The 13,215-nt window shown below is 50.0% G+C and carries 7 protein-coding genes; 6 read left to right on the top strand and 1 reads right to left on the bottom strand.

Translation table 11 applies throughout. The features are described from left to right. Nucleotides 1-265 precede the first annotated feature (265 nt). Nucleotides 266-1,675: a trigger factor gene (tig, locus tag K4A83_RS06870; RefSeq protein ID WP_265263719.1), complete on the bottom strand. Its 1,410-nt coding sequence runs from the start codon at nt 1,673-1,675 to the stop codon at nt 266-268. 727 nt (nt 1,676-2,402) lie between these two features. Here tig and K4A83_RS06865 point away from each other — a divergent pair. From K4A83_RS06865 to K4A83_RS06840, 6 genes are all read left to right on the top strand, one after another. Further along, the gene (locus K4A83_RS06865) at nt 2,403-3,446 is read left to right on the top strand and encodes an aspartate-semialdehyde dehydrogenase (protein ID WP_265263718.1); all 1,044 of its coding nucleotides are present in this window, start codon (nt 2,403-2,405) and stop codon (nt 3,444-3,446) included. 63 nt (nt 3,447-3,509) lie between these two features. Continuing rightward, the gene (gene dapA, locus K4A83_RS06860; RefSeq protein ID WP_407809928.1) at nt 3,510-4,394 is read left to right on the top strand and encodes a 4-hydroxy-tetrahydrodipicolinate synthase; all 885 of its coding nucleotides are present in this window, start codon (nt 3,510-3,512) and stop codon (nt 4,392-4,394) included. Nucleotides 4,395-4,712: 318 nt separating this feature from the next. Further along, nucleotides 4,713-6,479: a ribonuclease J gene (locus K4A83_RS06855; RefSeq protein ID WP_265263716.1), complete on the top strand. Its 1,767-nt coding sequence runs from the start codon at nt 4,713-4,715 to the stop codon at nt 6,477-6,479. Nucleotides 6,480-6,660: 181 nt separating this feature from the next. Continuing rightward, the gene (locus tag K4A83_RS06850; RefSeq protein WP_265263715.1) at nt 6,661-7,404 is read left to right on the top strand and encodes a hypothetical protein; all 744 of its coding nucleotides are present in this window, start codon (nt 6,661-6,663) and stop codon (nt 7,402-7,404) included. Between the two features lie 422 nt (nt 7,405-7,826). Then, a complete protein-coding gene (locus tag K4A83_RS06845; protein ID WP_265263714.1) occupies nt 7,827-11,192 on the top strand; it encodes a hypothetical protein in 3,366 nt (1,121 codons plus the stop codon). Nucleotides 11,193-11,250: 58 nt separating this feature from the next. Beyond that, nucleotides 11,251-13,056 carry a hypothetical protein gene (locus tag K4A83_RS06840; protein ID WP_265263713.1) on the top strand — a complete coding sequence of 602 codons (1,806 nt, stop codon included), beginning with the start codon at nt 11,251-11,253 and terminating at the stop codon, nt 13,054-13,056. The last annotated feature ends 159 nt before the right edge of the window (nt 13,057-13,215 follow it).

Here is a 13,215-nt window from a genome sequence, read left to right as displayed (position 1 = left end):
ACTCTATTATTCCCCCCTTCCTCCATTATGCCTTAATTCCCCAGAACAGGGGAGACTTTTACACAAATGGGGCAACTCATCCTTGATCTTAACCAGCTTCACTCTAAACAGACCGAGACTCTCTAAGATTTGCCCAACAGGGACAGTCACACTGAAAAGGATGGGGGATTCTGCCCGACCTTTTCGAGCAAAGGCGAAGCTGGAGCAACCCAGAGGAGAAGCCCGCGCCGTACCGCCTAAGCGGTCGGCGTCGGGAGGATGTCACTTATTCGGCCGTCGCTTCCACATCAACCGTAGCTTCCGATGCCGCTTCCTCTGCTTGTTCCTCTACTTCTTCCTCCTCGGGCTGAGATAACGTCCCCTCCGGCACGAGATCAACCACCGCCTTTTCCTTTAACCAGTCAATGGCTTGATTTTGCAGCAACTCATCCACCACAAACTCCCGTAACTTTGACGGATCAACCTCCTGACGATCCTTCAGTTGCGTTAAGACTTCTTGAACTCGTTCATTGACCTTCTGCTCATCCGGTGTTAGCCCCTCTTGTTTCGCAATTTCCGCCAGCGCTAAGGAGGTACTTAGCCGTTTAATCGCTTCTGGGCGAGAATTTTCCCGCAACTGGGGGATCATCTCCTGAGTGAACAAACTGCGCACATCAACCCCATACTGACTCATGCGCATAGCCGTCTGTTGCAGCAGGGCATCGACTTCCTGGCTAACTAAGGTTTTGGGTAAATCTACCTCAACCACCTCTAACAACGCCTCAACTAAAGCTTCCTCAATGTTAGCGTTGGTGGCTTCTTCGGCCTCGTTTTGATAGCGTTTTTCCAGATGCTCCCGTAATTCCGCCACCGTAGAAAACTCGCTGATCTCCTCGGCAAAATCATCATCGAGTTCGGGAAGTTCTTTCTCCTTCAATTCCTTCAGGGTGACAGTAAACCTTGTTGAAACCCCGGCTAAATCCTCGCGGGCATAGTTTTCGGGAAAATCTACAGGAATCTCTTTGGTTTCCCCCACATTCATCCCCTTAATGCCATTGACCAGATCATCCAAAAACTGACCGGAGGTTAACTCCATTTGGAAATCCGTCGCTGCTGCCCCCTCAATCAAGATATCTTCAGCCTCACCCTCTTGAGGGATGCGACCTTCATAATCCACCATCGCTACATCCCCCTCCTGGGCCGGACGACCTTCCACAGGGGCTAAAATGGCTTGTTCAGCCCGCTTCTCCTCTAAAAACTCATCCACCTTCGCGGGATTATATTCGATTTTTTCCGCTTGAACCTTTAAACCTGTATACTCACCCAGTTTGACTTCAGGATTTACATCTACAGAAGCGGTAAAAGTAAGGGCTTCGCCGGGTTGGTAGGCCTTGACCAGTTCGTTAATATCAGAGACTAACTGGTAATTGCCAAGGGGGTCAATTTTCTCTTGCTTTAAAGCCTTTTGCAAGCTATCCTGAATCAAGGTTTCGACCACTTCCGCCCGGATACGCTCGGCTCCTATACGCTGAATCAAGACTTGACGCGGGATTTTCCCCTTGCGAAACCCAGGAAGCTTAATAGTACGCGCAAGATCATTAACTGTCCGCTCATACATCAGTTTGGACGTTTCTGCGGGAATTTCAATGGCTAGGCCGATCTGACTTTCGGGGAGCTTTTCCTGGGTAACTTTCATTGATAACTCGTGTTCAACCAAGTGAAGTGAAACTATGACTTGAAACTGTGACGTGAAACTGTTTATACACCCCCCACTCAACAAGACGCAGATAGGGGAATCTCTTGGCACAGCAAATGCGATCTTATCACAAGTCGCCATCCTTCGACTCTCTAGAGAGACAAAAAGCTGCCTCATCTCCCCATTAAGGAATCTCTCCCTGATGTGGAATTCAAAGGTTGACCCCTGAGCATTGATCATTAAACAACAGTTGATAACTGATGACTCACCCCCCCACTTACCGATTTGGTACAAAGCGCGTTACAATTACTTAGACTATCTGCCTCGTTTAGACAAGGATACAGACTCACCTTGTATTTACGGATAAATTACTGGCAACGAGTCACATTACTGGCAACGAGTCACTGGCAATGAATCACTGGCAACGAATTTGAACTAAAATGTTGGTTCTAGACTAGAATGGGAACTCACCCCAACCCGATCATCAAAAAATAATGACCGGGGATGCTTGAGAAACTGAGTATTTTAGAGTTATATTTCTAAAGTTTATTGTAACTGTTACCTAAAACAAGCCCAGAACCAGAGGGGAACTGTTCCGCAGAATTGAATTGATTGGAAAAAATATAAAGTAAAGCCTTATTAAAGCCCGAATTGAGCAAAATACGCACAAAGTCTATGCACAAAGTCTCTCAAATTACCTACCCTGTAAATTTTGGAGGATAATCATTTGTCAAAACCAGTTCATGTAGCCATTCTTGGTGCAACCGGAGCCGTAGGCAGTGAGTTTTTGACCCTACTGGCAGAACGTCACTTTCCCTTAGCCTCGTTGAAGTTGCTGGCTTCCGAACGTTCGGCAGGGCAGCAAATCTCTTTCCAAGGGGAAACCCTAACGGTGGAAGCGGTACAAGAAAGCTCCTTTGAAGGGGTGGATGTGGTGTTGGCTTCTGCGGGAGGGTCTACGTCTAAACGTTGGGCTAAGGTGGCTGTAGAGGCGGGGGCGGTGGTGATTGATAACTCCAGTGCCTTCCGTATGGATCCCCAAGTGCCGTTAGTGGTGCCGGAAATTAACCCCCAAGCGGCGGCTCAACATCAGGGAATTATTGCGAATCCCAACTGTACGACGATTTTGTTGGGGGTGGCAATTTATCCCCTCCATCAAGTGCAGCCCATTCAGCGTGTGGTGGTGGCTACCTACCAGTCAGCCAGTGGAGCCGGTGCGAGGGCAATGGAGGAGGTGAAAACCCAAGCGGGGGCAATTTTGCGGGGGGAAGCTCCCCAACCGGAAATTCTGCCCTATCCTTTGGCGTTTAATCTGTTTCCCCACAATTCCCCGCTCAAGGAGAATGGGTATTGTGAGGAAGAGTTGAAGATGCTCCATGAAACCCGCAAGATTTTCGGGGAACCCGAGTTACGGGTGAGTGCTACCTGTGTGCGGGTGCCGGTGTTGCGGGCCCACTCAGAAGCGGTGAATTTGGAGTTTAGTCAACCTTTCTCGGTGGAAAAAGCCCGGGACGTGATAGCCCAAGCGCCGGGGGTGCGTTTGGTGGAAGATTGGCAACAAAATTATTTCCCCATGCCAATGGATGCGACGGGAGAGGATGATGTTTTGGTGGGACGCATTCGCCAAGATTTATCCCATGCCTGTGGTTTGGAGTTGTGGTTATGTGGGGATCAAATTCGCAAGGGTGCGGCCTTAAATGCCGTACAAATTGCGGAGTTATTGCTGGAGAAGGACTGGTTAAAACCCGGTCAGCATTTAGCCACTTGCTAGGATTTGATCAGGGCAGTGGTGCGAGAAGTCGATTTTGATGTGAAGGTAGGAGTGGATTCCAGTGTGGTAGAGTTCGGACGAGTTATTACAGCGATGGTTACGCCCTTTTCGCCGGATGGGACGGTGAACTATGGTCTGGCGGAAAAGTTAGCGGATCATCTCGTGAACTTAGGGAGTGAGAGTTTAGTGGTCTGTGGGACTACGGGAGAGTCTCCCACGTTGTCGGAGGAAGAGGAGTTAGAGTTATTCCGAGTGGTTCAAAAGGCCATCGGGGGGAAAGCCAAGGTGATTGTGGGAACGGGGTCTAATTCGACCCATGAAGCGATCGCCCGGAGTCAAAAAGCCGCTAAATTGGGCGTGGCTGCCAGTTTACAGGTCGTGCCTTACTACAACAAACCCCCCCAAGCGGGGTTATTAGCCCATTTTAAGGCGATCGCCCAAGCTTGCCCCGATCTACCCCTCATGCTCTATAACATCCCCGGTCGGACGGGACAAAGTTTACAACCGGAAACCGTGGCAGAACTCGCCCAAATCGAGAATATTGTGGCGATTAAAGAGGCCAGTGGGAGTTTAGACCTCGTGAGTCAAATTCGGGTCGCGACCCCCCCAGAATTCTTGATTTACTCCGGGGATGATTCCCTCACCTTACCCCTCTTAGCCGTTGGGGGGACGGGTGTGGTGAGTGTGGCCAGTCATTTAGTGGGCGATCGCATTAAAGCCATGATTGAGGCCTTTGTCTCCGGTCAACCCCAAACCGCCCAAGCCATTCACGTTGAACTGTTCCCCCTCTTTAAAGTGCTATTCTGTACCACCAATCCCATTCCCATCAAAGCCGCCTTAAAACTCCAAGGGTGGGACGTAGGGGGACTCCGTTCTCCCCTAACTGACCTTCCCCCAGAATTAGAAGGGAAAGTGAAAAGCGTTTTAACCGACCTCAAACTCCTGTAACGGAAACTCAAACCCCTCATCGTGAGAGAAGTTAAGCTTCTCCTCTTCTCTCACGATTAGGCACAGCACAGGACATCAGGGGCGAGTCAGGAATGTAGACAAAAGAACAATTGTTCATGGACTCCCATCCCTCAAAACAGTCCCTTGATGATTGATCATTCACAATTGATTATTTCAGCATCCCATCACCTGAGTAACCCCAAAAATTAGGAACAATTAAGCATTTTGACAAATAACCAGAACAGGGTGACAGCAAAACCCCTGAAAAAAAACAGCGTTTCAACAGCCGATCAACCTTATCTAAACCAACAAAATCCCATGACAAACAACAACCAAAAATCCTCCTTAAAAATCATTCCTTTAGGTGGACTCCATGAAATTGGCAAAAATACCTGTATTTTCGAGTATGGCGACGAAATGATCCTACTCGATGCCGGGATTGGCTTCCCCACCGACGGAATGCACGGCATTAACGTAGTCCTGCCTGACATGACCTACGTTCGGGAGAATCGCCATAAAATTAAAGGCATGATCGTCACCCACGGTCACGAAGATCATATTGGCGGCATTGCCCACCACCTCAAACAGTTTGACATCCCCCAAATTTATGGCCCCCGTTTAGCAATGGCCCTCTTGCGGGATAAATTAGACGAGGCTGGCGTATTAGAACGCACCCAACTCAATAGCGTTACCCCCCGGCAAACCGTCCAACTTAGTCCCTCCTTCCGCGTCGAGTACATCCGCAACACCCACTCCATCGCCGACAGTTTCAGCGTCGCCATTACCACCCCCTTGGGTGTCCTCATCCATACCGGAGACTTCAAAATTGACCACACCCCCGTAGACGGCGAATATTTTGATCTCCACCGCATCGCCGAATATGGCGCAAAAGGAGTGTTGTGTTTACTCAGTGACTCCACCAACGCCGAAGTTCCTGGCCATACCCCCTCGGAACAATCCGTTTATCCCAACTTAGACCGGGTATTTGCCGAAACCAAAGGTCGTCTATTTGTCACCACCTTTGCTTCCTCCGTCCACCGGGTCAATATCGTTCTACAGTTAGCGCAAAAACATAACCGCAAAGTGATCACCTTGGGACGTTCTATGTTAAACGTCATCGCCCATGCCCGCAAACTGGGTTACATCAAGTGTCCCGAAGATTTATTTGCCCCCCTCAAAGCCCTGTCCGGTTTACCCGATGAGAAAGTTTTGATTTTGACCACCGGCTCCCAAGGAGAAACCTTAGCCGCCCTGACGCGCATTTCCCGCAAGGATCACCGCCAAGTCCGGGTAAAACAAGGAGATACCATTGTCTTTAGTGCCAATCCCATTCCCGGCAATACCTTAGCCGTGGTGGACACTATCGACCGCTTAATGATGTTAGGGGCAAATGTTGTCTATGGTCGTCATTTAGGGATTCACGTTTCCGGTCACGGGGCCCAAGAAGATCATAAGTTGATGCTCGCCTTGACGAAACCTAAGTTTTTTGTCCCCGTCCATGGAGAACATCGGATGCTGGTGAAACACGCCCAAATGGCGCAAAATATGGGCATTCCGGCGGAAAATATGGTGATTATTAACAATGGGGATATTGTAGAGCTAACCGAGGAGCGGATTGGTATTGCCGGACAAGTTCCCTCGGGGATTGAGTTAGTCGATGGGGCGGGAATTGTCCATGATCATGTGATGAAAGAGCGCCAACAACTGGCAGAAGATGGCGTTGTGACAGTAGCGGCCGCTGTGGATCACAATTTACAGTTACTCGCTCCCCCAGCCATTCATTTACGCGGTGTGGTTTCTACGAGCGATCAGACCTTTATTAAGCAGTTGATGATCCGCAATGTGGAACGTTTGCTCTCGGATTACAGTAAACAGATCAGCGAGTCCAAAAATGGGGGGATGAACTGGGATAAAGTTTGTGCGGAGATTGAGAACAGTTTACAGCGTTTGACCCAACGGGAGTTACGCAGTCGTCCCTTAGTGATTTTCCTCTTGCAAACGCCCCCCACTTCCGATGATCAAACCAGTTCCACTCCGGCGAGTTCCCGTCGTCGCCGACGTTCTACGGCAACGATGGCCTCTTAACTGGGAGCAGGGGAGCAGGGGAGCAGGGGAGAGGGGGAGAAGTAATAGGGAATTGATAATTGACAATTGACAATTGTTTCCGATTCCCGATTCCCGACTCCCGACTCCCGCCTCCCGATTCCCGCCTCCCCAACTCTCGGATTTATTCAGCAAGCCCTAACTACTCAATTGAATTAGGATCATGGCGCAAAATTTACCACTCACCAACCCCTTGCTAGGGAATCATATTGAGATGCAGGAGGTGGCCGTTGCGATCGCCGCCACAGATCTCAATCCCGGCAGCATCAGTTTAGACTTCCTACGTTTTAGCGGCATCATTCCCACCGACTGGGAATTAACCCAGCAACCCGTTTTGAATAATGCCGTAGCCCAATTGAACTTTAGCAATGGGGTGAATATTTTTGCTCAACCGCGTTCCATTAACTTCCTAGAAGCCATTAAGCAAAATCCCCAAGACCTCCAAGCCCCCGTTGTCGCCCGTCAGTACCTCGAAAAACTCCCCCACGCCAATTATCAAGGCATTAGTATTAACCCCAAAATTCTCATCGGGTTTCCCAATCAAGAAGATGCCGCCCGCAAATACATTGTCGAAACCTTATTAGCTCCCGGAGGATGGCAACAGTTAGGACAAGCCCCCCTCAAAGCATCGATCAATTTAAGTTATCAGCTTAAACGTTGTCCCCTCAACTTGGGGATTAATGAAGTTCGTTTACAACAACCGGATCAAACTTCCATCGCCGCTTTATTATTTTCGGGAGGGTTTACCTATGGCATTCCTCCCGAATATCAAGACCAAAAAACCGCTTATTTAAGCAAACGGATTAGCACATGGCAGACCGATTTTGAGACATTTCGGGAAATTATTACTAAAAAGTTTTTTGCTCAAGGTCAAGGATCTAGTTTGTTCCCTCCAACGTTGATTTGACACTCCACTGCCTAAAGGCGAGTGGATTCTTTCCTCATAGACTCTTGTCTAGCCAATCAGAGATTGACCCCGACAGAGCCATAGGCGATAGTAATCAACGCCTAATGGCGATCTGAGGTGCTTGCATTTTTTTACCCGCCCTCCCCACTCCATCCCCCATACTGCACCCCCCAACCTAAAGAGTTTGCTGTCACATCCTCGTAGAGAATTGACTACTCCCCGCTTTAAAGAGACGGGGCTACCAAACTCCCGAGTTTTTTTCGTGTGGGTCGTTCACGATCTCTTCTCTCTGAGACTCCTGGGTTATCATTTAGGCAGGCCATCTAAGTTTGAGCCAAAAATTTCCCAATGTATCGGGAGAGTGTCAATATAAAAAGATAGGGCGTTTCCGCTTTGCGTACTTTTACGATCTGGGTTTGACTGTGACTTCACCAACAGATATTCACGCACTGATTACAGAAATTGATCAGGTTTTGACTGGGGTTAACGCCAAGGCACAAGAGGTTAACCCCCAACAAGTGCATCAACAAAAACTACATGAACAACAGAGGGTTTTAGCGAAAATCCGTCAGTTTCTGTTGTTCGCACAGAGTTCCGAAGGAAACAGCCCCAATCTAGCTCCAACCGAGACAGTCGGAGGGAAAGAGACAGCCGAGGCGATCGCCCAGGCCGTCATGAGACAGATGAATCAACAGCGCCATCAGTGGATTGAACCCTTACAGATGGAGTTAGAAACCCTCCGTCAACAACGTGAGGCCCTACTCCACGAGATCCGCAAGTTAGAAAGTCAGCGTCAACAAATCACCGGGGATTTTGTTCAAGTCCTGTTAGCCCGGTGTAGTGAAGGACTCCAGCAACAAATGGCGCGATCGCTCGAAAGTTTCACCCACCAACTCCTGCCCCTCCTACAGGAAAACCCCCAAAAGGCCGCCCTGCCCTCCAATCTCAACCCCAACCCCCTCCAACAACTCGAACGACTCGAACAATTACGAGAACTCCAGCGCCAATTTGATCAACTGCTCCTCGGTTGGGATGCCACCGTGCGCAGCGTCTTCCAAACCCTAGAACAGGATCTCCAAGCCTATCGTTACTCCCTCGGCGAAAACATCGCCAACCTCCACGACTTAGGGGAACAAAGCGTCAACCTCTTCCAAGACTACCTTCAACAACTCGCCCCCGCCCTTCCTTCAGCCCCCTACGCCAACGGAACGCCCCTCTCCCTCCCCTCCTCCAAAGACCACCCAGCCTCTGCTCTCCCAGAAGCCCCCGAAACATCCACAACAGAGCTTTCCCTTCCCAGATCACGGGATACAAACGAAAATGCCCTCTACCCCTTCGCCGGGGTAGAAATCCCCCTACAAAGTCATCATTTCGACATATTAGACCGTTCCGAATCCGCCAGGGTACCCGATACCCTCGCCGCCATACTGGATCTAGATTTAAGTGCCACAGAAGCCAATCAAGTCCTCCAGATTGAACCAAGAGAACCCACCCCCGAAACCCCTGCACCCCCCCATGCCAGCGAAATGTGGGAAGCGTGGGATGAACAGTTATTCGGCAGCGATTCCGATCTATTCACCACCGAGACACCCCCCTCAGAATCGGATCTCATCCTCACCACAGAAGAACCCCCACCTCCCACCCCCGAACTCGTACTATTTGAAGGAATCAGCCCCGATCAACCCCTAGAAACCGCCCTCTTTGCGGAGTTGGACGATCCCGCAATCGGGTTAAAAGACTCCTCCCTGTTGACCTTGCGGAGAGATGTTAGCCTAGAAACCCTCCTATTTGAAGACGTTCCCGCTTTACCCGCCCCAGAAACCGTTCCCCCGGCGGAATTATCTCCGGCGAAAGCCAAGTTAGCAGAAACCCATGACGAGGACGAGGAGGAGATTGTCACCACGGCATCTTTAACCATGCTCTTAGATCAGGTGTCGGATTTAGTCGTCCGCTCACCCGAAGAGGGAGAAGAGGTAGAACAAGACCTTGATGAGTTTCATAATCCAGAGCAAGAGGAGTTACTCCTCCCAGACGAGGAAACCTCGGTTCTGCGTCATCCCGTATTAGATGAAGTGTTAGGAGAGGAAACCCTCCAACATCTCAACGAAGATTTAGTTAGTTTTGAACAGTCTCCAGCAGTGGCTACACCCGAGGCAAAAATTGCCCCTGCTGTTGCTCCCGATGAGGAAGTAGAACCCACTACCTTACCCACAGAAGAGTTAGAAGCTAGGACAGAACCTGCTCCTGTTGTTCCTGATGAGGAAGTAGAACCCACTACCTTACCCACAGAAGAGTTAGAAGCTAGGACAGAACCTGCTCCTGTTGTTCCTGATGAGGAAGTAGAACCCACTCCGGTAGAACCTACCATGGCAGAAATGCCTGTTCCTGTCTCCGAGAGAGTTCAAGATGTCGAGCTGGGGGGTAAGGAAACCGTAGAAACACCAGAAGCCGTGACTCCTCCCCCCCCATCAATGGAAATTGTGTTAGACGAGGAGGAAGTGGTTGCAGTCGCTCAACCAGAAAACTTATCCGGGGTGGTGGTGATTCAGTCCTTGTCTGATCTGCTGTTACAGGAAGCAGAAGATGAGGTGGAAGTTCTGGAAATTGAAGAAGAGGAAGAAGAACCCGACGAGGTTTTTGTGTCTCGGGATATGTGGGACTCTGATGATACAACAAGCAGTCACCCTAGTTCTAATCCTGCCTTTACTCGTCCGTTATCCATGAATGATGGGGGAGATGGTGATATATGGGGAGAACCGGAGGTTGTACAGGAGTCTAGCGTTCGTCCTGCCGAGGAGGTTATTCCTGGACCGGAAACGGGATTAACTGCACCTGCTGAGGAGGGAGTAGAATCCCCAGTTGAGCCAAGACAGGAGATTTCCGGGGAAAGTGATGCTGAGGAAGTGCTTTTAACTGCACCGACTGAGGAGGGAGTAGAATCCCCAGTTGAGCCAAGACAGGAGATTTCCGGGGAAAGTGATGCTGAGGAAGTGCTTTTAGCTGCACCGACTGAGGAGGGAGTAGAATCCCCAGTTGAGCCAAGACAGGAGATTTCCGGGGAAAGTGATGCTGAGGAAGTGCTTTTAGCTGCACCTGCTGAGGAGGAAGTAGAATCCCCCGTGGAGGAGAGAGAGGAGATAGTAGAATCTACCGTTGAGGACTGGGAAATTAGCGCACCAGAACAGGAAAATCCCCCTGAAGATGTTCTTTTATCCTTCACTCCACAGGAGACGGTGGAACCTACCGTTGAGGACTGGGAAATTAGCGCACCAGAGGAGGGGAATTCTGAACCGGAAATGGGGTTGGAACAGCCTCAAGAGGACGAGATGCCCCATCCCCTTGTATTGGATGGGATAACGGACGGGGTTTCCCCCTCAGACGGGATTCACCCATCGGCACAGGATGACTCAGAACCGGATGTGGTTGATCCGGAGAGTTGGCCTGAAGATCCTAGTTCGGTCTTGTTGGATTTACCCACGGAGGAAGATTGGGAGGAACTCCCCATTCATGGGGTTGCAACGGATCCGGTGGTGACGTTTGTGGATGCGGGAGATTTTCACCCCTTAGATCCCCTAGATCCCCCTGAAATGGTTTTTGATGAGTTGCCCCCCATTGCCGATTTATGGGACAGTCCAGAGGAAAGTCTGGATTTTGAGGAGTCGGCTGACCTAGAATCGGAGGGGGATTCCGATGAAGTGCGGATTATTCACTCCATCACAGAAATTACAACGGATCCTTGGAGTGAAGTGACAACTCCCTCCCTGTTCAAACCTAAAAATAAAGAGTGAGAGTTAACCCTTGATTAAAATCGAGAAGTCAAATCACTCCTAACCCTCTGTAGAGTCCATGTTTTCCTCGGAAGAAGCTCCAGAAAATCGTTGCTATCTCGGTTTAGAGATTGACACCCTTGGCATTTCGGCTGTGTTGCAGAAAGTGGGGACCGGGGAACAATATCATCTCTATTGGTCGGCACGCAATGGCTCTAGCGATAGTCGGACGCTTTCGGTGTTGCCGTTGATGGCCTATTTTAGCCCCAAGGTTAAGCCAACGGGTAAGTCTCGGTTGAGTATGGTGGTGGGGGAGATGGCGGCTGAGGTGGCGAAACCGGGGGAGGGGACGTTAGTTCAGCAGTTTAAGCCTTTGTTGAATGTGGCGGTGCCGTATTACAGTCGCAAACAACGACAATGGGAGCCTAAGGTCTATGGGGATCTGGGTCAAAGTATTTCTCTTTATTGGGTGCAACGGGCTTTACAGAGTTTATTGAGTAGCTTAACTCCGGCGGGAGTAAAACATTTGTATCGGGTGGGGGCTAAGGGGTTATCGGGGGAGGTGTTGGGTGAGATGTTGTCCAATGTGGTGGCGGTGGTGGTGAACTGTCCGGCGACTTGGGGGGATAGTTATCGCTTTAATGTGCGGGAGGTGATTTTAGGGGCGAAGGTGGTGGAGCGTCCGGATCAGGTGATCTTTGTGGAGGATGCGATCGCCGTTTTATTGGCTCATTGGTCACAAGTCTGTCAGGATCGGCAAGAAGTCCATCAGGAACGCTTAGAAGATCCCCGCCCCTACAGCCCCGACCTTGCCCCTTCTAGCACCTTAATCCTCCAAGGAGGGATAACCACCCTTGAACTGGGTTTAGTAGACCTTCCCGACGATTTAAACGACCTCTCCTATCGTGATTTTACCCTCACCAGTTTGGATTATGGACTACAGGGGTTATATGAGGATATTTTTTACCAGTTGATTTATCCCCAGTGGCAACCAGAACAGGCGTTTCTGGCCGATTTACAGTTTGAGGCTCCTCAAGGGGGAACACCAGATCACCCAAAGCGAGATCAGGCCTTATTGCAGGTGTTGTCTTTTTCCGAAGGGCGATCGCTTTTAGAAATGGCCCGTCGAGTGTGGTTGATTTTACAGAAACAAGAATCCTTCTCCACCTTCCTCGGAGAGCAAACTTGGGGAGTACAACGGGCAGACTTAATTGAACAAATATTGACCCCCTTCACCAAACAACTCAACCAACAGATTAACCTCCTACTCAGCCATAGAGACTATCAGGAGGACGGATTGCAGCATCCCGGCACAAAAATCAGCCAAATTCTCTACAGTGGAGATTTTTTCACCCCCTTATGGCCTTTTTTAGAACCTTGGTTAAGGCAAAAATTCCCCCAAGCCCGCTTTATCCAAGGTCTTCACCCCCCCGACACCCGGCCAGTCGCCCTCGGATTAGCCCAACTGCCCCAGTATCCCCAACTCTTCGACCGCTTACGCCACCAATACAGTGATTTTTTCCTCTTGTCAGAATTACTCCACACCTTCCCCCAAAAACCCATCACCCTCGAACGAATGTTACAAGCCCTAGAACAACGAGGCATCAACCCGAAAGCTTGTATGTGGCGAGTCTTAGCCATCTTAGAAGGAAAATTACCCTCCGGCCTAGTCCCCACAGCCCATCATCTCCTCTGGTTAACTCCCGAGTCCCAACAAACCCTAGAATATCAGGCTGTTATGGCCGCCCCCTTATTCCGTCCCGATGGTCAGGGGAATTATATTCCTAACTATCAACAAGGGCGACGCTTAAGGCAATATCTCTCCCTCGTTTTAGCCGGCACCCAGCAGAAACTGGCGGACCCCTTAAGTATCTTTTTGGTTTAGGGAGGGGTGGCTGAAAAAGGCCGTTAGTCGTGATTATCTGCAATGTCGGGTGAAGACCCTCGGTTTTACCGACGGGATGAAACCCGACCAGTATAGAAACAGCGAAGCACGACTCTTTAGCTAAGGCTCAGGGATCACTCTTAGCATGACAATTTGTGC

The sequence above is a fragment of the Spirulina subsalsa FACHB-351 genome (assembly GCF_026130165.1).
GTDB lineage: Bacteria > Cyanobacteriota > Cyanobacteriia > Cyanobacteriales > Spirulinaceae > Spirulina_A > Spirulina_A subsalsa_A.
This window is presented reverse-complemented; position numbering and strand designations above follow the sequence as displayed.

Excerpts from the sequence above, each read along its gene's own strand:
- K4A83_RS06840 (WP_265263713.1), top strand. The coding sequence starts at position 11,251 with ATGTTTTCCTCGGAAGAAGCTCCAGAAAATCGTTGCTATCTCGGTTTA.
- K4A83_RS06850 (WP_265263715.1), top strand. The coding sequence starts at position 6,661 with ATGGCGCAAAATTTACCACTCACCAACCCCTTGCTAGGGAATCATATT.
- K4A83_RS06855 (WP_265263716.1), top strand. The coding sequence starts at position 4,713 with ATGACAAACAACAACCAAAAATCCTCCTTAAAAATCATTCCTTTAGGT.
- tig (WP_265263719.1), bottom strand. The coding sequence starts at position 1,675 with ATGAAAGTTACCCAGGAAAAGCTCCCCGAAAGTCAGATCGGCCTAGCC.